At 68.4% G+C, this 20,282-nt stretch carries 19 protein-coding genes; 13 read left to right on the top strand and 6 right to left on the bottom strand.

Annotation, left to right across the window (positions count from 1 at the left end; translation table 11 throughout):
- The first annotated feature begins 357 nt into the window (after window positions 1-357).
- The 7 genes from Q9246_RS02525 to Q9246_RS02495 all read left to right on the top strand — a co-directional run bounded on the left by Q9246_RS02525 (window position 358) and on the right by Q9246_RS02495 (window position 7,278).
- Complete coding sequence (locus Q9246_RS02525; protein WP_306395229.1) at window positions 358-933, top strand: TerD family protein; 576 nt, start codon at window positions 358-360, stop codon at window positions 931-933.
- Between the two features lie 94 nt (window positions 934-1,027).
- The gene (locus Q9246_RS02520) at window positions 1,028-2,047 is read left to right on the top strand and encodes an ATP-grasp domain-containing protein (RefSeq protein ID WP_306395228.1); all 1,020 of its coding nucleotides are present in this window, start codon (window positions 1,028-1,030) and stop codon (window positions 2,045-2,047) included.
- A complete protein-coding gene (locus tag Q9246_RS02515) occupies window positions 2,044-3,231 on the top strand; it encodes a phosphoribosyltransferase domain-containing protein (RefSeq protein ID WP_306395226.1) in 1,188 nt (395 codons plus the stop codon). The genes Q9246_RS02520 and Q9246_RS02515 overlap by 4 nt, the downstream gene beginning before the upstream one ends.
- Window positions 3,209-3,973: a hypothetical protein gene (locus tag Q9246_RS02510; RefSeq protein WP_306395225.1), complete on the top strand. Its 765-nt coding sequence runs from the start codon at window positions 3,209-3,211 to the stop codon at window positions 3,971-3,973. Before Q9246_RS02515 ends, Q9246_RS02510 begins: the two co-directional genes overlap by 23 nt.
- Window positions 3,970-5,067, top strand: coding sequence for a cysteine protease StiP family protein (locus Q9246_RS02505; RefSeq protein ID WP_306395224.1), 1,098 nt, complete (start codon window positions 3,970-3,972; stop codon window positions 5,065-5,067). Before Q9246_RS02510 ends, Q9246_RS02505 begins: the two co-directional genes overlap by 4 nt.
- Window positions 5,060-5,974 carry an HpcH/HpaI aldolase/citrate lyase family protein gene (locus Q9246_RS02500; RefSeq protein WP_306395223.1) on the top strand — a complete coding sequence of 305 codons (915 nt, stop codon included), beginning with the start codon at window positions 5,060-5,062 and terminating at the stop codon, window positions 5,972-5,974. The genes Q9246_RS02505 and Q9246_RS02500 overlap by 8 nt, the downstream gene beginning before the upstream one ends.
- Window positions 5,971-7,278 carry a TerD family protein gene (locus Q9246_RS02495; RefSeq protein ID WP_306395221.1) on the top strand — a complete coding sequence of 436 codons (1,308 nt, stop codon included), beginning with the start codon at window positions 5,971-5,973 and terminating at the stop codon, window positions 7,276-7,278. Before Q9246_RS02500 ends, Q9246_RS02495 begins: the two co-directional genes overlap by 4 nt.
- A gap of 17 nt (window positions 7,279-7,295) precedes the next feature.
- On the opposite strand, the gene Q9246_RS02490 is transcribed toward Q9246_RS02495, so the two are convergent.
- From Q9246_RS02490 to Q9246_RS02475, 4 genes are all read right to left on the bottom strand, one after another.
- Entirely contained in the window at window positions 7,296-7,844 is a 549-nt protein-coding gene (locus Q9246_RS02490) for a hypothetical protein (RefSeq protein ID WP_306395220.1), read from the bottom strand.
- Window positions 7,845-7,855: 11 nt separating this feature from the next.
- A complete protein-coding gene (locus tag Q9246_RS02485; RefSeq protein WP_306395219.1) occupies window positions 7,856-8,758 on the bottom strand; it encodes a hypothetical protein in 903 nt (300 codons plus the stop codon).
- 196 nt (window positions 8,759-8,954) lie between these two features.
- On the bottom strand, window positions 8,955-9,272 hold the full coding sequence (rpsJ, locus tag Q9246_RS02480; RefSeq protein WP_005663509.1) for a 30S ribosomal protein S10: 318 nt from the start codon (window positions 9,270-9,272) through the stop codon (window positions 8,955-8,957).
- Window positions 9,273-9,550: 278 nt separating this feature from the next.
- On the bottom strand, window positions 9,551-11,467 hold the full coding sequence (locus Q9246_RS02475) for a sensor domain-containing diguanylate cyclase (RefSeq protein ID WP_306395212.1): 1,917 nt from the start codon (window positions 11,465-11,467) through the stop codon (window positions 9,551-9,553).
- 258 nt (window positions 11,468-11,725) lie between these two features.
- Between Q9246_RS02475 and Q9246_RS02470 the strand changes: the two genes are divergently transcribed.
- Genes Q9246_RS02470 through Q9246_RS02460 form a run of 3 tightly spaced genes read left to right on the top strand, consistent with a single transcriptional unit; the run spans window position 11,726 to window position 13,523 of the window.
- Window positions 11,726-12,118, top strand: a complete 393-nt coding sequence (locus tag Q9246_RS02470; RefSeq protein WP_306395211.1) for a YbaN family protein — start codon at window positions 11,726-11,728, stop codon at window positions 12,116-12,118.
- A 42-nt stretch (window positions 12,119-12,160) separates the two neighbouring features.
- Window positions 12,161-12,625, top strand: coding sequence for an Rrf2 family transcriptional regulator (locus Q9246_RS02465; protein ID WP_306395209.1), 465 nt, complete (start codon window positions 12,161-12,163; stop codon window positions 12,623-12,625).
- Window positions 12,606-13,523, top strand: a complete 918-nt coding sequence (locus Q9246_RS02460) for an NAD(P)/FAD-dependent oxidoreductase (RefSeq protein ID WP_306395207.1) — start codon at window positions 12,606-12,608, stop codon at window positions 13,521-13,523. Before Q9246_RS02465 ends, Q9246_RS02460 begins: the two co-directional genes overlap by 20 nt.
- A gap of 15 nt (window positions 13,524-13,538) precedes the next feature.
- On the opposite strand, the gene Q9246_RS02455 is transcribed toward Q9246_RS02460, so the two are convergent.
- Entirely contained in the window at window positions 13,539-13,955 is a 417-nt protein-coding gene (locus Q9246_RS02455) for a hypothetical protein (RefSeq protein ID WP_306395205.1), read from the bottom strand.
- A 162-nt stretch (window positions 13,956-14,117) separates the two neighbouring features.
- On the opposite strand from Q9246_RS02455, the gene Q9246_RS02450 reads away from it, so the two are divergent.
- Window positions 14,118-15,080 (top strand): MBL fold metallo-hydrolase, encoded by a 963-nt coding sequence (locus Q9246_RS02450; RefSeq protein WP_306395204.1) that lies wholly within the window; start codon window positions 14,118-14,120, stop codon window positions 15,078-15,080.
- A 3-nt stretch (window positions 15,081-15,083) separates the two neighbouring features.
- Here Q9246_RS02450 and Q9246_RS02445 read toward each other — a convergent pair whose 3' ends face one another.
- Window positions 15,084-18,191, bottom strand: a complete 3,108-nt coding sequence (locus Q9246_RS02445) for an efflux RND transporter permease subunit (protein WP_306395203.1) — start codon at window positions 18,189-18,191, stop codon at window positions 15,084-15,086.
- A 78-nt stretch (window positions 18,192-18,269) separates the two neighbouring features.
- On the opposite strand from Q9246_RS02445, the gene Q9246_RS02440 reads away from it, so the two are divergent.
- The gene (locus Q9246_RS02440; RefSeq protein WP_306395201.1) at window positions 18,270-18,989 is read left to right on the top strand and encodes a response regulator; all 720 of its coding nucleotides are present in this window, start codon (window positions 18,270-18,272) and stop codon (window positions 18,987-18,989) included.
- Window positions 18,986-20,050: an ATP-binding protein gene (locus tag Q9246_RS02435; RefSeq protein WP_306395200.1), complete on the top strand. Its 1,065-nt coding sequence runs from the start codon at window positions 18,986-18,988 to the stop codon at window positions 20,048-20,050. Before Q9246_RS02440 ends, Q9246_RS02435 begins: the two co-directional genes overlap by 4 nt.
- The last annotated feature ends 232 nt before the right edge of the window (window positions 20,051-20,282 follow it).

Below are 20,282 nucleotides of genomic sequence, written 5' to 3'. Positions count from 1 at the left end.
GATGCACTCCTCCAGAGGGAACCGCGATCGATACGACATTTTCCAAAATACTACATTATTTCTATAAAATTAAAAATTAGAAAAATATAGTGTCTGTTTTCTGCAATGGAAAAATGTCGTGGCCGTTCGACTGCGGCGCTTACGCCCCTGCCTTCCTGCTGTATTTATATTCACATTGTGTCGGCACATTTATTGGTGTATGGACATTGCAAGAAGAGCTAATGTGAAATCCGGAGCGTGTACAATCGGCTGGTTGGGCATCCTCACCGGCCCTCGTTTCGATATCGTCCCGACGTTGGCCGCGTCTCGCGCGCGACGGCGGGAGTGTTGATCCACCCTGACTACAAAGGAGTTCGCATGGCAATCAGTCTGCAAAAAGGCGGCAACGTCAACCTGAGCAAGGAAGCACCGGGCCTGACCAAGGTCATCATCGGCCTGGGCTGGGATCCGCGCTCGACCGACGGTTCGGCCTTCGACCTGGACGGCAGCGCCTTCATGCTGAAGACCGACGCCAAGGTGCGCGGCGATACCGACTTCATCTTCTACAACAACCTGAAGTCGACCGACGGCTCGGTGACCCACGCCGGCGACAACACCACCGGCCAGGGCGAAGGCGACGACGAAAAGCTGACCGTCGACCTGGCGCGCGTGCCGGCCGACATCGACAAGATCTCGTTCTGCGTCACCATCCACGACGCCGATGCGCGCCGCCAGAACTTCGGCCAGGTCGGCAAGGCCTATATCCGCTGCCTGAACGCCGCCGGCGAAGCCGAGATCGCGCGCTACGACCTGTCCGAAGACAGCTCGACCGAAACCGCGATGATCTTCGGCGAGCTGTACCGCGCCGGCAGCGAATGGAAATTCCGCGCCGTCGGCCAGGGCTTCAAGGGCGGCCTCGGTCCGCTGGCACGTTCGTTCGGCGTCAACGTCTAAGCATCACACAGGGACTTATCCCTGACGGTCCGCGCCGCCCGGCGCGGGCCTGCAACGCCACGCCAGTGGCCGATCATCCATCAAGAGAGCCCACATGCGCGTCTGGTACAACAGGACGTTTTCGTCCGTGAATGCGGCGATCAAGCTGATCCGCGAGGCCGATACCGAAGGCCGTTTCACCATCATCCACAGCAATGCCAACCGCCATGCGCCGGCCGCGCGCCTGGCCCATGAATTCCACGTCGAGCCCACCGGCCTCAAGGGCGACGCCTACGTCGACTGGTGCCTGACCTTCTGCCGTGACCAGAAGATCGACATCTTCGTGCCCGGCCGCGAAGCCACCACCCTGGCCGCGGAACACGCGCGCTTCGCCGACGTGGGCACCCGCGTGCTCAGCGCCGCCCCGCCGGCCGCGCTGAAACGCATCCACGACAAGGCCGACTTCTATGCCGCCACCGTGCTGCCGGAAGCGCCGGTGGCCGCCTTCCGGCCCTTCGAGAACCTGGAACAGTTCGATGCGGCGTACGCCGAACTGCGCCCGCAGCATGCGAAGTTGTGCGTCAAGCCGGCGCACGGCATCTACGGCCTGGGTTTCGCCATCGTCGACGAGGAGCGCAGCAGCGCCGCGCTCCTGATGAAAGGCGTCGAACACCACATCGGCTACCAGGACCTGCGCCGTGGGCTGGGCGAACTGGATAACTTCGCCACCATGCTGCTGATGGAATTCCTGGATGGCCCCGAATACAGCGTCGACTGCGTGGGCGACCACGGCCGCCTGGTATCGGCCGTGGTGCGCCGCAAGCTGCCGCAGGCCGGCAGCGGCCAGCTGATCGACATGCGCCAGGACATCCTGGACGCCACCAGCCGCCTGTGCGCCGACTACCAGTTGAATGGCGTGTTCAACGCCCAGTTCCGCGAGGGCGGCGGGCGGCCGCGCCTGCTGGAGATCAATCCGCGCATGTCGGGCGGGATCGGCATGGCCTGCCTGGCCGGCCCCAACCTGCCGTACATCGCGCTGCGCGGCTTCGCCGAAGGTTACGACGGCCTCGATATCCCGACGCCGCGCCACGGCATGCGGGTGGCCGAAGTCAGCGTCGCGACGGAGCTGGCATGAACGCGCCGCATCCCGTTCCAGTTCAACGGATCGAGTTACCGACCGGGACGCTCGACCTGCGCATCGACAGCGGCGCCGCCGAACTCGACGCCCTGCTCGGCTTCGCCGCGCGCGCCAACGCCAAGCGCGGCTTCCTGTTCTTGAGCAAGGTGCTGGGCAAGCACTGGCCGGCCAACCCGATCGACATGCTGATGGTGCACGAGCGCCTGGCAGCGACCGTGCCGCCGCTCGGCGGCGCGGTGCAGGGCCCGGTGGTCTTCATCGCCATGGCGGAAACCGCGGTCGGCCTGGGCCAGGGCGTGTTCGAAGCCTGGCTGCGCGCCCATCCGGACCAGCAGGCGCTGTTCCTGCACACCACCCGCTACCGGGTCGGCAACGGCCCGCTGATCGAATTCGAGGAAGCGCACAGCCACGCGCCGCGCCAGTTCCTGCATGAGCCACAAGACCCGGCGCTGCGCGAACTGCTGCTGGCGGCGCGCACCCTGGTGCTGGTCGACGACGAAGCCAGCACCGGCAACACCTTCGTCAACCTGGCCGCCGCCTGCCGCCGCCTGAATCCCGGCCTGGAGCGTGTGCACCTGGCCACCATCACCAATTTCATGGGCCGCGCCGCGACCGAGCTGCTCGATGCGCGCTTCGGCATGCCGGTCACGAGCGGCGCCCTGGTCGAGGGCGAGTTCAGCTTCGTGCAAGGCGCGCTGCCGCCCGACCAGGGCGCGGCGCAACGCTTCGAACTCGATGCCGACCGTGGCGCCAGCACCGCCTTCGGACGCCTGGGCGCCGCGCGGGCCATCAAGGCGCCCGAGGCGCTCGCCGCGCAACTGGCGGGCGAATTCGCCCCAGGGAACCGGGTGCTGGTGCTGGGCACCGGCGAATTCATGCACGTCTCGACCCTGCTCGGGGACGCCCTGCAGCGCCATGGCGTCGACACTGTGGTGCAATCGACCACGCGCTCCCCGATCCTGACCTGGGGCGCGGTGGGCCATGCCTTGACCTTCCCCGACAACTACGGCGAAGGCATCGCCAACTACCTGTACAACGTCGCGCCCGGCCAGTACGACCAGGTGCTGGTGTGCCACGAGACGGCGCCCGGCCCGGCGCTGATCCAGCTTGCCGGCCAATTGCACGCGCGGCTATTCCACTTCCAGTCCGAGGACCACGTTGAAGAAGTTCCTGTTCGCTGACCTGGACGATACGCTGTTCCAGACCATCGGCAAATGCGGCGCGCACCGGGACATCCCCGGCGCGCTGGCGCCGGCCGCCTATTACAAGGACGGCAGCATCTGTTCCTACACCACGCCCTCGCAGCGCTCCCTGCTGGCGCTGCTGCAGGACGGGATGACGATGATCCCGACCACGGCGCGCGACCTCGACGGCCTGCGCCGCGTGTCGCTGCCGTTCGACAGCTACGCCATCATCAACTATGGCGGCGTGGTGCTCGAACCCGGCGGCGCGGTCGACCAGCCCTGGCTGGACGGCATGCGCACGGCGATGCACGCTGCCCTGCCCGGCCTGCAAGAGCTGGCGGCCCACATCGACGAGCATGGCGCGCGCACCGGGTATGGCGGCCGCGCGCGCATGATCGAGGATTTCGGCACCCCGTTCTTCCTGGTGGTGAAGGATCCCGACAAGCAGGCCGAGCGCCTGGCGCCGCTCGAGGAAAACGTCGTGCGGCCCTGGATCGAAGATGGCGACCGCGACTACTTCATCCACCGCAACGGCAACAACCTGGCGATCCTGCCGAAGGCGCTGAACAAGGCCAATGCGGTGGCCCACGTCACCGCGCGCCTGAAGGCGGAGCATGGAGAGATCGTCACCTTCGGCATGGGCGACAGCCGCTCGGACGCGCGCTTCATGGCCGCCTGCGACTACGCCATCGTCCCGCGCGGCACCCAGCTCGCGGGCATCACCGTGGGGGCGCTGTGAGCGACCGCGAGCGCTTCTCCGGCAGCTATCGCCCGGGCGACGTGGATTTCCTGCTGCGCCGCCTGCCGCAGGCGAACTTCGTCGACGTCGCCGAGAAAGAAGCGCTGATCCAGAGCGGGCGCCGCCACTACAGCCAGATGCTGTCGCCCGAGTCGACGCCGTCCGAGCGCTACATGGCGCTGTTCGATGCGGCCTGCCGCGCCAATAATGCGCGCATGGCGCAGGACTGCCTGCGCCTGGCCTCGCTGATCGCGCAGCGCAGCCAGCACCGGCTGGCGATCGTGTCGCTGGCGCGCGGCGGCACCCCGGTCGGCGTGGTCGTCGCGCGGCTGCTGCGCGAGCTGTTCGGACGAGACGCCGTGCACTACTCGGTATCGATCGTGCGCGACCGCGGCATCGACGCCGCCGCCCTGCGCCATGTCCTGGCGCTGGGCCACCATCCGGATTCGATCGTGTTCGTCGACGGCTGGACCGGCAAGGGCGTGATTGCGCGCGAGCTGGCGAGTTCGATCGACGTGTTCAACGTGCGCCACGGCACCCATGTCGACGCCGGCCTGCACGTGCTGTCCGACCTGGCCGGCGCCGCCGCCTGCGCGGCTTCGTGCGACGACTACCTGATCCCGTCGAGCATCCTGAACGCCACGGTGTCGGGCCTGGTGAGCCGCACCGTGATGAGCGAGGACATGCGCGCTGACGACTTCCACGGCTGCGTGTTCTACGAGCAGTTCGCCGCGGTGGACCGCTCGCAATCGTTCGCCGACGCGCTGGTGCGCCTGGCGCTGGAACAGGCGCAAGCGCAGCCGCGCGCGCAGGCGATCGATGCGCCGGCGGCGCGCGCGCGCTCGCAGACCTATATCGCCGGCGCCATGCGGCGCTACGGCGTGGCCGACGTCAACCTGGTCAAGCCCGGCATCGGCGAAGCCACGCGCGTGCTGCTGCGCCGCGCGCCGCGCCTGGTGGTGCTGCGCGACCCGCACGCGCCGGACGTGGCGCATCTGGTCGCGCTGGCCGAAGAAAAACGGGTGCCGGTCGAGGTCGACCCGCACCTGCCCTATCACGCAGTATCCCTGATCCGGAGTGCATCGGATGGCTAAATCACTGGGCGCGTCGCTGTACGTGCCGGCCAATCACAAGAACCTGACCGCAATCGCCAATGGCGAGCGCCTGCCGCATGCCCGCTCGCTGATCTTCTGCACCGAGGATTCGATCGCCGACCGCGAGCTGAGTTGGTCGCTGTTCAACCTGTCGGTGGTGCTGGCGAACATGCGCCTGGACGTGGCGGCCGACCGCTTCGTGCGGGTGCGCAATCCCGACGTGCTGGCGCGCGTGCTGGCCATGCCGGGCGCCGAGAAGCTGACCGGCTTCGTGCTGCCCAAGATCACGCGCCACAACTTCGACAGCTATTTCAGGCTGGTGCGCCACACCGAACACGTGTTGATGCCGACCCTGGAGACGGCCGAAGCCTTCGACGACGCCGAGATGCAGGGCCTGCGCGCCGCCCTGGAAGCGCCCGGCGTGCGGCATCGCATCCTGGCGCTGCGCGTCGGCGGCAACGACCTGCTGGCGCTGCTCGGCCTGCGCCGCCCGCGCGGCATGACCCTGTACCGCACGCCCCTTGGGCCGGTGATTTCGCGCCTGGTGACGACCTTCCGGCCGTATGGCTTCATGCTGACCGCGCCCGTGTTCGAATACCTCGACCTGCCCGAGCTGCTGGACCAGGAAGTGATCGAAGACCTGGCCCATGGCATGGTCGGCAAGACCGCCATCCATCCGACCCAGATCGCGCCGATCGAGCAGCACTTCCAGGTGACGCCGCAAGACCTGGCGGTGGCGCGCGCCATCCTCGACGCCTCGAGCCCGGCGGTGTTCCGCATGAACGACGCGATGCAGGAAGTCGCGACCCACCGCGCCTGGGCCGAACGCACCCTCGAGCAATCGCGCCTGTTCGGCTCGCGCGTCGACCTGGACCACAAACCATTCCTGGAAGGAGAACCCTCATGACTACCTATTCGCGCGGACAGAAGGGCAAGCTGTCCGACCTCGGCACCGGCCACGTGTTCAATGTCGACGTCGAGATCGCCGCCAACGGCGCCTCGGTCGACGTCTCCTGCTTTGGCCTGGACGCCAACGACAAGCTGTCGGACGACCGCTACATGGTGTTCTATAACCAGCTGGCCAGCCCCGAAGGCGCAGTGCGCCTGGAGCTGGGCGGCGGCCGCGCGCGCTTCGCGGTGAACCTCGACCAGCTGCCGGCCTCGATCGCGAAGCTCGTGTTCGTGGCGGCGATCGACGGCGCGGCCACCATGCGCACCCTGGGCGCCAGCTCGCTGTCGCTGGGCAGCGCGCTGCGCTTCCCATGGTCGGGCGCCGACTTCGGCGACGAGAAGGCGCTGATCGTGGCGGAACTGTATCGCCGTGACGGCCAGTGGCGCTTCGGCGCGGTCGGCCAGGGCTTCAATGGCGGCCTGTCGGCGCTGCTGGCGAACTTCGGCGGCACCGAGGCAGGTTCATCGACGCCGGCGGCTCCGGCACCTGCGCCGACACCTGCACCTGCACCCAAGCCGACGGTGTCGCTGTCCAAGGTCACGCTCGACAAGCGGGGCGACAAGATCTCGCTCGACAAGCGCGCGGGCGGCGGCTACGGCCGCATCCACGTCAACCTGAACTGGAACCAGGCCGCCATCGCGCCGCCGCCGGCCTCGCCGCCACCGCCTTCCTCGGCCGCGCGCGGCGGCGGCTTCTTCGACCGCCTCACCAGCATGGCGGGCGACCTCGCTAACAAGGCGGGCGAGATGGCCAACAAGGCCGGCGCGGCGCGCAAGGGCCGCAGCGGCATCGACCTCGATCTCGGCTGCATGTACGAGCTGGCCGACGGCCGCCGCGGCCTGGTGCAGGCGCTGGGCAATACCTTCGGCGACTACGAGCGCGAGCCCTTCATCCAGCTCGACGCCGACGACCGCACCGGCGCCGCCGCCAATGGCGAGAATCTGTTCATCAACGGCGAACGCTTCGACAAGATCAAGCGCGCGGTGATCTTCTCCTTCATCTACGAAGGCGCGGCCAACTGGGGCGTGACCAATGGCGTGGTGACGGTGACGGCGCCGGGCCAGGCGCCAGTCGAAGTGAAACTCGACGGCGGCGACCGCCAGATCATGTGCGCCATCGCGCTGATCGAGAACCGCGGCGGCAACCTGGTAATCACCAAGCTGGCCGAATACTTCCAGCAGCAGGGCATGACCAGCGCGCACGAGCTGATGGACCGCCATTACGGCTTCGGCATGCGCTGGAAGACGGGCAGTAAATAAGCCGATTGACGGCAGGGCTACCAGTTGCAGCCCTTGCCCGTGATGGTGTCGATGGCGAGGGGGACCAGGAGCAGAATATTGGCCTTTTCGCCGCCGGCATACTTGGTCTGGCAATCCGGGACCTTCGCCCTTCTCACCGCACGCGACAACTCGCTGTCGTCGCTGGCGCGCAGCGGCTCCAGTGCGACCGGACCGCGTTCGCTGTCCACCTGGCGCGCCGCCGCGCGCAATGACTCCATATCGATTCGTCCCGGCCGTGCCGCCACGTCCGGCGCCTCGGCCGCGTGGGTTTCCTCGCTGGCCAGGACAGGCACCGCCACCAGCGCCGATTCGACGGGTACCGTTGCCGCTGGACGTCGTGCCGCCGAGCGTGGCGCGACGGTCGGCCGAGGGTCGGCTGCTGCCGCGGGCGCTGGCATCCTGGTCGCCTTGATGAAGGCAAGCTCGATGTAGTCGGCCGGCGCCGGCTCGGGACCGCGCGTCGGTGCGCCGCCGTGATGCAGCAACGCGAACCCGAGCAGTACATGGCCCAGGACGATCAGCGCACCGGGCCCGATCCGCGGCAACGGGAACCGCCTCACGCAGTCACCCGCCGGCGCAGCCGCGTCGCCAGCAGCTCGGGACGGTCAAGATACAGGAAGACGTAACGCGGCAGCCGCCTCTCGACCTGCCAGTGCAGGATGTCAATCCGTACATCTTCTTCGAGCACCAGCACGCAGTTGGGCTGGTCGAACGGCGTCACCAGCAGCATGTCGCAGCGCGCCACGCGGTGACGCCGGCGCCAGGCCGGCAGCGGCGCATCGACCGTCTCGAGGCGCGCGATCGCCGCCAGCGGCAGCACGCCATCGACGCGGACGCCCACGCGCAGGTGGAGCGCGTCATCGGTCATGACATGGCGCCCGGCCCCGATATGCCAGCGGTCGCCCAGCATCCAGGCCAGCGTGTACAGCACCGCGGCGGCGCCGACGACATGCAGCAGGACCAGCTTAGCGGCGTCCTCGATGAACAGGTTCAGCAGCAGGACATGGACCGGCAGCTCCAGCAGCAGGCTCACAAACACCACGGCGGTCGCGGTGCCGTAGGCGCCGCGTTCGAGATAGCCTAGCGCGATGCCATCCGGCAGCGGACGCGGCGCAGGCTGGCGCCGCAGGCGCTGCCAGCAACCGATCCACAGCAGGCGGTCGAGCCTCAGCATTCCCACCAGCTCGGGCGGCAGCAGCGCCGCCACGCGCGCATGCCATGGCGCCCGGGCGGCATGCGCGCCGCGCAGGCGCTGCCAGGCGTCAGGCGCGTGGGCGATATCTTTTGCCATCAGCAGCAGCAAGGGTATTGCCAGGCCGGCACTACGCAGGAAGGGCTTCAAGACTTCGGGGGCGAACGCCTTGACGATGGAAACCAGGAACAGGGAGGCTACGCCCCAGCCGGCGAGATCGCGCCATGAGGTGGCGCGCAGGGTCTGGACGAAGGGAAGCTGGGGCATGCGGCGGCAATCGGACAACGAAACCTGTCGATTACATCATGCCAATGCCTGGCGGACAACGATTGATGTGTGTCGGCGCCCAGTTCATGCACTGCGCATGCGCCACCCCTGAAATGACAAGGGCCGGATCGTCCTTTGAAGGTCGATCCGGCCCTTGCAGCACTGGCGGATGAATCCGCCGGCACTTGATCTGGTATTACTGCAGCTTGATTTCGACGTCGACGCCAGCTGGCAGGTCCAGCTTCATCAGTGCGTCAACGGTCTTGTCGGTCGGGTCCACGATGTCCATCAGACGCTGGTGCGTACGGATTTCGAACTGGTCGCGCGAGGTCTTGTTCACGTGTGGCGAACGCAGCACGTCGAAACGCTGGATGCGGGTCGGCAGTGGGACTGGGCCCTTGACGACGGCGCCGGTGCGCTTGGCGGTGTCGACGATTTCCAGTGCGGACTGGTCGATCAGCTTGTAGTCGAACGCTTTCAGGCGGATACGGATTTTCTGGTTTGGAGCGGACATGCTAATTCCTTTAAAAGAACGTTCCGGCTTGTTGCCGGCAATGTGGTAAAGGTACTTCGGTACTGCTCAAGAGGCGGGAGTATATCATCGTTCCCGCTCAAACAGATGGGGACAGACCAAAAAGTCTGTCCCCATCCGTGGTGCTGACAAGACACCCAAAGGTGTCCGGTCAGCGATCGATAGCCCGATGAATTAGGCGATGATCTTTGCCACGACGCCGGCGCCGACGGTTGTCCACCATTCCGGTGCATCTCACTCTGACCCTAATTGGGAGGGGGTTAGGTGATGCGGGTGCGGTAGCTGCCGGAGATGCGGTTGCGGCCGTGGGCTTTGGCGTCGTACATGGCGAGGTCGGCGCAGTGCAGGAGGGATTCGGCGGGGTCGCCGTCGCCGGGGCCGGAGTCGGGGTAGAGGGCGTAGCCCAGGCTGCCGGAGATGCGCAGCGTGCGTTCGGCGTCGTCGAACGGGTGTTCCAGGTGCGCCAGGATCGTGGCGGCTACCCGCTCGGCGTCCTGGGGCTGGTGACAGCGCGGGAGCAGGACCGCGAATTCGTCGCCGCCTATCCGCGCCAGCGTGTCGGATTCGCGCAGCGCGGCGCGTACGCGTTGCGCCACCATGCGTAGCAGGCGGTCGCCGACCGCGTGGCCGTGGGTGTCGTTGACCGGTTTGAAGTTGTCCAGGTCAAAATAGACCAGGCCGACCTTGTGGCCCTCGCGCTGCGCGACCAGGATCGCCTGGCGCATGCGGTCGTGCAGCAGCACGCGGTTGGGCAGGCCGGTCAGCGCGTCCTCGTGCGCCATGCGCCGCATGCGCTGCTCTTCGCGCTTGCGCGCGTCGATGTTCGAGAAGGTGCCGATCATGCGCAGCGGCTCGCCGCGCTCGCCCCGCTCGGTGACCGTGCCGCGCGCCTCGATCCAGCGCCAGCCGCCGTCGCGCGTGCGCAGCCGGTGTTCGATCGCGTAGTCGGCCGTCAAGCCGTCGACGTGGGCGCGCAGCGCCGCGCGCACCGCCGGCAGCTCGTCCGGGTGCACCAGGCCGGCCAGGCTGTCGTTGCCGAACCAGGACACCACCGGATGCTCGCTGTCCAGGATGCGCTGGGCGTTCGGCGACAGCGTCACCAGGCCGGTCGTGACGTCGCTGTCCCAGACCCCGTCGCCGGCGGCGTTCAGCGCCAGCTTCCAGCGCGCCTCGGCCGCGGCCAGGGCCTTGAGCGCACGCCGGCGGCGGTCGGCCGCGCCGATCGCCGCCCAGCCCAGCAACGCCAGCACCAGCGACACGACCGCGCCGGCGCTGCGCATCACCTCGCGCTGCTGGGCGAAGCGCGCCTCGGCATCGGCCACCGCCTGGCCCACCGTGACCACCAGGCCGTACTCGGGCAGCTTGTGCCAGGCATAGAAGCGCTCGATGCCGTCCAGGTGGCTCACCCGGCGGAAGGCGCCGCTCGTGCTCGCGTCGCGCGTCTGCGGCGCGTCGGGCAGCGTCGCGCCCATGTGGCGGTTGCCGTCCGCGCGCGAGCTGCGCGCGATCACGGTGGCGTCCAGGCGCAGCAGGCTGACCGTGGCGTCCGGGCCCAGGTCGATGCTGTCGTAGAAGCGCAGGAAGTAATCCGGCGGGACCGCCACCGCGATCACGCCCGCCAGGCGGCCATCGGCGGCGCGGATCGGGCGCGTGAACTGGACCGTCCACTGGTGCGAGATGCGGCTGCGCTCCGCGCGGCTGACGTAGAGCCGGTCGCCGCCATGCTCGCGGTGGATCGCGAACTGGCGCAGGTCGCCCAGCGCCAGGCCCTGCGGGGCGGCGCTGCCGCCGGCCACGGCGTCGGTGTACAGCAGGCGGCCGGCGGCGTCGGTGACGGTAATGTGCATCGGCACCCGCAGGTGGCGCGCATGCTCGGCCACGCTGCGCGCGAAGTTGGCGGGGTCGCGCTGCCAGGTGGCGCGCAGCTGGACCAGCGACAGGTCGACCAGGCCGACGGTCGCCTTGACCTCTTCGGAAAAGGCGCGCGACAGGTTCTGCACATTGGCCTTGCCGCCGCTCTCGGCCAGCGTGGCGAAACGCGCCTGCTCCACCGCCACCCCGCCCCAGACGAGCGCCAGCATTAGCGCCAGGTACAGCGCGAGCTGGCGCAGCACCCGGCGGCGGAAGTAGCCGCCGAACATGGCCACGACGGGATTGGACGATGTGGGATAAGGCATGGAAGACGATGGCCGGCGCAAGCCAGGCGGCAATCGGACAGCAGGCGGAAAGGATGGCCGGGCGTAGAACGATTCCTGCCACTGCCGAACAGACGCGCCCGTCGTCGAGCCGGACATTATACCGAGTTAACTACATTAAGTTGCAGAGCAGAACTTAAAGTTGCATTTTGATATGCTTGAGTGTTTCCTTTTTGCATAAGCAGATCGGCAAGCCGGTGGCCGCACCTGCGCAGCCGCGCCGGATGCTAGAGTGGCGGCATGAAACTGTTCTATAACGTGGCCGGGGTCCTGGCCGTCCTGCTGGGCATCCTCGGTATCTTCCTCCCGCTGCTGCCGACCACGCCCTTCCTGCTGCTGGCCTCAGCCTGCTTCGCGCGCGGCTCCGAGCGCCTGCACCGCTGGCTGCTGGCCCATCCCGTGTTCGGCAAGTACCTCGCCAATTTCGAGGCCGGGCACGGCATCCCCCTGAAAGGCAAGATCGTCGCCACCGTCATGCTGTGGGGCTCGATGGCCTGGTCGACACGGCATTTCGACAGCGTCGCGATCCTCATCATGATGGTCGTCATCGGCGCCTGCGTGAGCACTTATATGTGGTACTACCTGCCGACCCTCAAATTGCCGCCAAAGACCGATCCAGCCGAAAAATCCTGACCATCCACCCGCTGCCGCGAAATTTGTACTATCATTAGTTACATGAAACGCGACAGCAAACTCTCTTCCGTCCTCCACGTGCTGCTGCACCTGGCCCACAGCGAACGCCCGATGACGTCGGAGCAGATGGCCGCCATGCTCGGCACCAACCCGGTGCTGGTGCGGCGCGTGCTGGCCGGCCTGCGCGAGCGCGGCTACATCAGCTCGGAGCGCGGCCACGGCGGCGGCTGGTCGATCACCTGCGACCTGGCCACGGTGACCCTGCGCGACGTCTACGACGCGGTCGGCGCCCCCACCGTGTTCGCGATGGGCAACCGCAACGAGCACAGCGCCTGCCTGGTCGAGCAGGTGGTCAACGCCTCGCTGGCAGACGCATTCCAGCAGGCCGAGGCCCTGCTGGTGCAACGCCTGGGCGAGGTCACGCTGGCCGACCTGTCGCGCGACTTCAACCGCGGCTACGACCGCCATCCCCACCGGAGGCCCCAGGATGAACACCCAACGAACTGACTACGACGCCATCGTCATCGGCGGCAGCTATGCCGGCCTGTCGGCCGCGCTGCAACTGGCGCGCGCGCGGCGCAAGGTGCTGGTGGTCGACGCCGGCCAGCGCCGCAACCGCTTCGCCAGCGATTCGCATGGCTTCCTGACGCGCGACGGCCAGCCGGCGGCCGCCATCGCACGTGAAGGCCGCGCCAACGTCGCCGCCTATCCCAACGTGGCCTGGCACGACGGCCTGGCCCTCGACGCCCGGCCGGACGCCGACGGCTTCGTCGTCGACCTCGACGGCGGCGCCAGCGCGCGCGGCCAGCGGCTGGTGCTGGCCACTGGCGTGCGCGACGAGCTGCCGCCGATCGACGGCCTGGCCGAGCGCTGGGGCCAAAGCGTGTTCCACTGTCCCTACTGCCATGGCTATGAACTCGATGAAGGCCGGATCGGCGTGCTGGCCAGCGGCCCGCTGTCGGTGCACCAGGCGCAGATGCTGCCGCACTGGGGCCAGGTAACGCTGTTCACCAATGGCGTGTGCCCGCTCGACGAAGCGCAACGGGCCGACCTGCAGGCACGCGGCGTGCAGGTCGACGCGACGCCGGTCGTGCGCCTGGTCGATGCCGCCACCGTGGTGCTGGCCGACGGACGCCAGGAAGCGATGGCCGGCCTGTTCACCTTCGGCCGCCTGCACATGGCCAGCCCGCTCGCCGAGCGCCTCGGCTGCGCCTTCGAGGAAGGCCCACTGGGCCGCTACATCCGCACCGACGAAGGCCGCCAGACCTCGGTGCCGGGCGTGTTCGCCGGCGGCGACGCCATGCGCGCCGCCAGCTCGGTGGCGCTGGCCGTGGCCGATGGGGCAATGGCCGGCGTCGGCGCCCATCGCTCGCTGCTGTTCGGCCTGGCGCCGGCGTCGCACTGAACGCCCACTCCGGCGTCAGCAGGCATCCACATAACGCCCGCGCGCATCGGCCGGATTGCTGACCACGATCCGCTCGGTGCGCTCGTCGGCCTCGTAACGCACCCAGACCAGGCCATCGCGCGACTCGAAGCGCTCGGGCCCGGTCGCCACCAGCGGAATCTGGTGCCAGCGGCCGAAGTCGGCCACTACCTGCTGGTCGATGCTGTCCAGCTCGAGCTTCTGGCCGTTGGACAGCCGATAGGCGCCGTCGATCGCGTCGAGCGTCTCGGCGCTGGGGCTCACCCGCCGCGGCGGCGGCCCCAGGCGCGAACAGTTGATGCCGGCCACGGGCACCTGTACCTCTTGCAGCGCCGGGGCCGATCCGGCGGCGCCGGAACCCAGCAATGCCGCGAACCCGGTCGCCGCCGCGGCGGCAACGAATGTCATGCGCATGACTTTCTCCTTGAACGAAGGCGGGCATGGCCGTCCCTGTGGCGGCGCTCCGACTGTGAAGGACACCGCGGCCAATCGCGAGTTCTGGACAGTTCCGGACGCGCGCCGGCCCGGGCCGCGTTGTATGGATAATGGAGGCCATCGCCCCCAACGGTATACCTCATGGAAATCATCGTCCTCGGCACCTCGTCCGGCACGCCGACCCGGCAACGCAATATGTCCGGCCTGGCGCTGCGCCTGCGCGGCGCGCGCCAGTGGGTGCTGGTCGACTGCGCCGAAGGCACCCAGCACCGCATCCTGCGCACCCCGCTGTCGGTGATGAGCCTGCGCGCCGTGTTCATCACCCATATGCACGGCGACCACTGCTACGGCCTGCCCGGCCTGCTGGCCAGCGCCGGCCTGCTGGGCCGCAGCGAGCCCTTGACCATCGTCGGCCCGCCGCCGCTGCGCACCATGATCGAATGCATCATGCAGGCCAGCGAGTTGAACCTGCCCTATCCCCTCGCTTGGCTCACGCCCGACGAGCTGGCGGACGGCCCGCTGCTGCCCGAGCTGGCGGTCGACGCTACGGCGCTGTCGCACCGCATCCCGTCCTGGGCCTATGGTTTCACCGAAGGCGCGCTCGAACGAAAACTCGATACCGACAAGCTGCGGGCGGACGGCGTGCCCTCGTCGGCGCTATGGGGCGACATCCAGCAGGGCCGCGACGTGGTCTTGCCGGACGGGCGCGCCATCGCCGCCCGCGACTACCTGCTGCCGCCGCGCCGCGCGCGCCGCATCGTCGTGGCCGGCGACAACGACAGCCCGGACCTGCTGGCCGCCAGCGCCCATGGCGCCGACGTGCTGGTGCACGAGGCAACCTATACCGAGGACGTGCTGCAAAAGATCGGCCCCGGCCCGCAGCACAGTTCGTCCATGCGGATCGCCCGCTTCGCACAAGAGGCGAAGGTCGGCAACCTGGTGCTGACCCATTTCAGCCCGCGCTACCAGGAAGGCGGCCCGATGCCGCTGGCCCTGCTCGAGGAAGAGGCGCGCGCGCAATACGACGGCCACCTGCTGCTGGCGCGCGACCTCGATCACTACGTGCTCGACCGCCTGGGCGAACTGCGGCGCGCGGTCGAGTAGTCCTTATTTGCGGGTGCGCCAGCGCGCGATCCGTTCCTGCAGCCCGACCACGAACACAAAGAAGGCCGGCACGAACAGCACCGCCAGCACGGTGGCCGCCACCATGCCGCCGAACACGCCGGTGCCGATCGCATGCTGGGTCTCGGCGCTCGCGCCGGAAGCGATCATCAGCGGCACCACGCCCAGCGCGAACGCGAGCGACGTCATGAGGATCGGCCGCAGGCGCAGGCGCGCCGCCTCCACCGCCGACTCCAGCAAGCCCTTGCCTTCTTCATGCAGCTGCTTGGCGAATTCGACGATCAGGATCGCGTTCTTGGCCGACAGGCCGATCACGGTGATCATGCCAACCTTGAAGAACACATCGTTGGGCAGGCCGCGCAGCATCACCGCCGCCACCGCGCCGATCAGGCCCAGCGGCACCACCAGCATCACCGAAAACGGGATCGACCAGCTCTCGTACAGCGCGGCCAGCACCAGGAACACGACCAGCATCGACAGCGCCATCAGCATCGGCGCCTGGGCCGCCGATTCGCGCTCCTGCAGCGATTGCCCGGTCCACTCCACCGCGAAGCCCGGGCCCAGCTGGCCCGCCAGGCGCTCCATCTCGGCCATCGCCTCGCCGCTCGACGCGCCCGGCGCCGCCGCGCCCGAGATGCGCACGCTGGGATAGCCCAGGTAGCGCACCAGCTGCGGCGGCGCCTCGGTCCATACCGGCTTGACCACCTCCGCCAGCGGCACCATGCCGCCATTCACATTGCGCACGTTCAGCTTGAGCACGTCGTCGACCTGCATGCGGGCGCTGGCCTCGGCCTGCACGATCACCTGCTGCATGCGGCCGGCGTTCGGGAAGTCGTTCACATACACCGAGCCCATGGCGGCCGACAGGGTGTCGCTGATGTCGGCGAACGACACGCCCAGCGCCTGCGCCTTGGCGCGGTCGATGTCGAGGCGCACGCTGACGCCGGGCGGCAAGCCTTCGGGATAGACGCCGGCCAGCAGCGGGCTTTGCGCGGCCAGGCCGAGCAGCTTGTCCTGGGCCGCCAGCAGCGCCGCCTGGCCCTGGCCAGAACGGTCCTGCAGGCGCAGCGCGAAGCCGGACGAGTTGCCCAGGCCGTCGATCGCCGGCGGCATCAGGCTCATGATCATGCCTTCGCGGCTGGCGTTCATCGCTTCCTGGGCCGCCGCCACTTCTTGCTGGGCGGTAGCGCCGTCGCGCTGGTCCCAGTCCTTGAGCATGGTGAAGGCCAGCGCCGCGTTCGGGCCCGAACCCGAGAAGCCGAAGCCCAGGATCGATTCGTTGTCGCCCAGGCCGGGACGCGACGCCACGTGGGCCTCGTAGGCCTTGACCACCTCGAGCGTGCGTTCGACGGTGGCGTCACCCGGCAGCTGGAACGAGGTCATGAAATAGCCCTGGTCTTCCTCGGGCAGGAAGGCCGACGGCAGCCGGCCGAAGGCGAAGGCCAGCGCGATGCCGATCGCCAGCCAGGCCAGCATCATGCGCCCCGCCCGTTTCGCCAGCGCCGCGGTGGTGGAACTGTAGCGCCCCGTGAGGCGCTCGAAGCCGCGATTGAACCAGCCGAAGAAGCCCTTCTTTTCATGGTGGCCGCCCTCGATCGGTTTGAGCAGGGTGGCGCACAAGGCCGGCGTGAACGACAGCGCGAGGAAGGCCGAGAACAGGATGGCCACCGCCATCGACAGCGAGAACTGGCGGTAGATCACGCCCACCGAGCCGCTGGCGAAGGCCATCGGGATGAACACGGCGGTCAGCACCAGGGTGATGCCGACCACCGCGCCGGTGATCTCGCGCATCGCCTTCTGGGTCGCTTCCTTGGGCGACAGGCTCTCGGTCGCCATCAGGCGCTCGACGTTCTCGACCACCACGATCGCGTCGTCGACGATGATGCCGATCGCCAGCACCATGCCGAACATGGTCAGCACATTGACCGAGAAGCCGGCCATCAGCATCACCGTGAAGGTGCCGAGCAGCGCGATCGGCGCCACCAGCGCCGGGATCAGGGTATAGCGCACGTTCTGCAGGAACAGGTACATCACCAGGAATACCAGCACCATCGCTTCCAGCAGGGTCATCACCACTTTCTGGATCGAGATCTCCACAAAAGGCGCGGTATCGAACGGCACGCTGTATTTCATCCCGGCCGGCATTGCCTTGCCCAGTTCGGCCAGGCGTTCGCGCACGCCGGCGGCAGTGGCCACCGCATTGGCGCCGGGCGCCATCTGGACGCCGGCGGCGGTGGCGACGTGGCCGTTCTCGCGGGTGCTGAAGCCATAGCTTTGCGAGCCGAGCTCGATGCGCGCCACGTCCTGCAGCAGCACGCTCGAGCCGTCCTGGTTGGCGCGCAGGACGATGGCGCGGAACTGTTCGGGCGTGGACAGCTGGCCCTCGACGGTCAGCGGCACCGTGATCTGCTGCCCTGGCGGCGCCGGCGCGTCACCCACCCGGCCCGGCGCGATCTGGGCGTTCTGGCGCGCGATCGCGCCCGTCACGTCCGTCATCGACAGATTGAACGAAATGAGTTTCGCCGGATCGACCCAGATCCGCATCGCCTTCTCGGCGCCGAACAGCTGCACCTTGCCGACGCCTTCCACCCGGCGCAGTTCCTCGACCACGTTGCGCGCCATGTAGTCGCCCAGGTCGGTCTCGTCGAACGCGCCGGATTCCGACGTCAGCGCGATGAACATCAGGAAGTTGGAGATCGTCGACTCCACGATCAGGCCGTTCTGGCGCACCGTCTGCGGCAGGCGCGGCTCGACCGCCTTGATGCGGTTCTGGACGTCGACTTGCGCCATGTCCGGATCGACCCCGGGCCGGAAGGTGGCCGTGATCTGGGCGCTGCCGGTGGTGTCGGTCGACGATTCGAAATACAGCAGGTTCTTGACGCTGGAGAGTTCGCGTTCGATCAGGCCGACCACGGCGTCGTTCATGGTCTGCGGCGTGGCGCCCGGATACACGGCCGTGATGCTGACCGTGGGCGGGGCCACCGTCGGATAGCGTTCCACCGGCAGTTGCGGGATGGCGATCGCGCCGAGCAGCACGATGAACAGGGCGATCACCCAGGCGAACACGGGGCGGTTGATGAAAAACTGGGGCATGGGTAGAGTAGCGGGTCGGGCAAACGGCGATTGTGCGGTGTGCACGTTGGCATTCGGTTGCCCTTGTATGGAGATTCGATGGAGAAGCAGCCTGGCAGCGCCAGCCTGGTCCTGGTGGCCGAGGACGACGACGAGATCGCGACCATCCTGACGGCGTATCTGTCGCGCGGCGGCTTTCGCACGCTGCGCGCGCAGGATGGCCGCCAGGCGCTCGACCTGCACCTGTCGGCGCGGCCCGACCTGGTGCTGCTCGACGTGCAGATGCCCGGCGTGGACGGCTGGATGGTGCTGTCCGAGCTCCGCCGCCGCGGCGGCACGCCGGTGATCGTGGTGACGGCGATGGACCAGGACGTCGACAAGCTGACCGGCCTGCGCATCGGCGCCGACGACTACGTGGTCAAGCCCTTCAACCCGGCCGAGGTGGTGGCGCGCGCGCAGGCGGTGCTGCGCCGCACGCTGGCCCATGCGGCGGGCGCCGCTGCTGCGGCGGCCGTGATCCGGGTCGACGAGCTGGTGATCGACCTGGACAAGCACGAGGTGACCCTGGAACACGGCGCGGCGACGCCGCTGGCCCTGACCCTGACCGAATTCAAGCTGCTGGCCTACCTGGCGCGCGCGCCGCGCCAGGTATTCAGCCGCGCCGACCTGCTGGCCCACTGCCTGCCCGAGGGCGACACGCTCGAGCGCACCGTCGACAGCCACGTCAGCAAGCTGCGCCGCAAGCTGGAAGAAGCCGGCGTGCCTGATGTGCCGCGCGGGATCCGCGGCGTCGGCTACAAGTTCGGCGGCCGGACGTGAAACCGGTCCATGGCCTGAGCCGCCAGATCGTGCTCACCGTGACCCTGCTGGTGTTGAGCGTGGTGGTAGCGATCACGGTCGGTTCCTACGTGTTCTACTTCGTGATGTTCGCCTATGCGCCCGGCCACCTGGCCCCGGCCGGCACCTGGATGCCGTCCGGGCCGGAGTGGGGCTGGATCGTGCTGTCGACCCTGGGCGCGCTGGTGCTGGCGGCGTTCGCCGCCACCAAGCTGTCGCGCCGCATCCTGGCGCCATTGACGTCGGTGGCAGGCAGCCTGCGCCGGGTGTCGAATGGCGACCTGGCGGCGCGCGCGACGAGCGACGACCGCTCGCTGGGCGAGGCCTCGCTGCTGGTGGAAGACTTCAATGTGATGGCCGAACGGCTGGAGCGCATGGCGAAGGAGCAGGTGTTCTGGAACGCCGCCATCGCCCACGAGTTGCGCACCCCGGTGACCATCCTTCGCGGCCGCATCCAGGGCCTGGCCGAGGGCGTGTTCACGCCCAGCGAAGCGCTGTTTCGCACGCTGCTGGGCCAGGTCGAGAACCTGGGCCGGCTGATCGAGGACTTGCGGGTGGTGGGCCTGGCCGACAGCGGCCACCTGACCTTGCAGGTGGAGCGCTGCGACCTGGCGTCCGGGATCCGCGACGTGCTGGCCCTGACCGAGCCGGACCTGCGCGCCAAAGGGCTGCTGCCGGAACTGCGGGTCGACGACGGCTTGGCGGCCTGCGATCCGGCGCGCATGCGCCAGGCCCTGCTGGCGCTGCTCGAGAACGCGCGCTGCCACGCGGCGCCGGGCTGGCTCGAGATCGGCCTCGAATGCCGCGCCGGCACCTGCCGGCTCAGCGTCACCGACAGCGGGCCGGGCATCGACCCGGCCATCGCCTCCAGGCTGTTCGACGCCTTCCAGCGCGGCGATGCGGCGCGCCTGCAGGGCGGCTCGGGCAGCGGGCTGGGGTTGGCCGTGGTCAGGGCGATCGCCCAGGCGCATGGGGGCGAGGCGCGTTGCCATGCGGTGGGGGGCGGGACGCGGTTCGAGCTGGTGTGGCCGGGAGACTGCTAGCTACCGATTACCACGTCGTTCCCGCGGAGGCGGGAACCCAAGCTTGCTTGCGTTGACGCTACGTTGGACGATGCTGGCTACGCGAAGGACTTGGGTTCCCGCCTTCGCGGGAACGACGGTCTCCGCGCTAACGGTGGGTTCCACGCTAACGATGGGTTCCACGCTAACGGTGGGTTCCGCGCTAACGACGGGTTCCACGCTAACGGTGGGTTCCGCGCTAACGACCGGTTTC

The sequence above is a fragment of the Telluria beijingensis genome (genome assembly GCF_030770395.1).
Lineage (GTDB): Bacteria > Pseudomonadota > Gammaproteobacteria > Burkholderiales > Burkholderiaceae_D > Telluria > Telluria beijingensis.
The sequence above is the reverse complement of the archived record's forward strand: the minus strand, read 5'-3'. Positions and strand labels throughout refer to the sequence as shown.

Coding starts and splice junctions, on each gene's coding strand:
- Q9246_RS02525 (WP_306395229.1), top strand. CDS start 358: ATGGCAATCAGTCTGCAAAAAGGCGGCAACGTCAACCTGAGCAAGGAA.
- Q9246_RS02520 (WP_306395228.1), top strand. CDS start 1,028: ATGCGCGTCTGGTACAACAGGACGTTTTCGTCCGTGAATGCGGCGATC.
- Q9246_RS02515 (WP_306395226.1), top strand. CDS start 2,044: ATGAACGCGCCGCATCCCGTTCCAGTTCAACGGATCGAGTTACCGACC.
- Q9246_RS02500 (WP_306395223.1), top strand. CDS start 5,060: ATGGCTAAATCACTGGGCGCGTCGCTGTACGTGCCGGCCAATCACAAG.
- Q9246_RS02495 (WP_306395221.1), top strand. CDS start 5,971: ATGACTACCTATTCGCGCGGACAGAAGGGCAAGCTGTCCGACCTCGGC.
- Q9246_RS02485 (WP_306395219.1), bottom strand. CDS start 8,758: ATGCCCCAGCTTCCCTTCGTCCAGACCCTGCGCGCCACCTCATGGCGC.
- rpsJ (WP_005663509.1), bottom strand. CDS start 9,272: ATGTCCGCTCCAAACCAGAAAATCCGTATCCGCCTGAAAGCGTTCGAC.
- Q9246_RS02475 (WP_306395212.1), bottom strand. CDS start 11,467: ATGCCTTATCCCACATCGTCCAATCCCGTCGTGGCCATGTTCGGCGGC.
- Q9246_RS02470 (WP_306395211.1), top strand. CDS start 11,726: ATGAAACTGTTCTATAACGTGGCCGGGGTCCTGGCCGTCCTGCTGGGC.
- Q9246_RS02465 (WP_306395209.1), top strand. CDS start 12,161: ATGAAACGCGACAGCAAACTCTCTTCCGTCCTCCACGTGCTGCTGCAC.
- Q9246_RS02460 (WP_306395207.1), top strand. CDS start 12,606: ATGAACACCCAACGAACTGACTACGACGCCATCGTCATCGGCGGCAGC.
- Q9246_RS02455 (WP_306395205.1), bottom strand. CDS start 13,955: ATGCGCATGACATTCGTTGCCGCCGCGGCGGCGACCGGGTTCGCGGCA.
- Q9246_RS02450 (WP_306395204.1), top strand. CDS start 14,118: ATGGAAATCATCGTCCTCGGCACCTCGTCCGGCACGCCGACCCGGCAA.
- Q9246_RS02445 (WP_306395203.1), bottom strand. CDS start 18,191: ATGCCCCAGTTTTTCATCAACCGCCCCGTGTTCGCCTGGGTGATCGCC.
- Q9246_RS02440 (WP_306395201.1), top strand. CDS start 18,270: ATGGAGAAGCAGCCTGGCAGCGCCAGCCTGGTCCTGGTGGCCGAGGAC.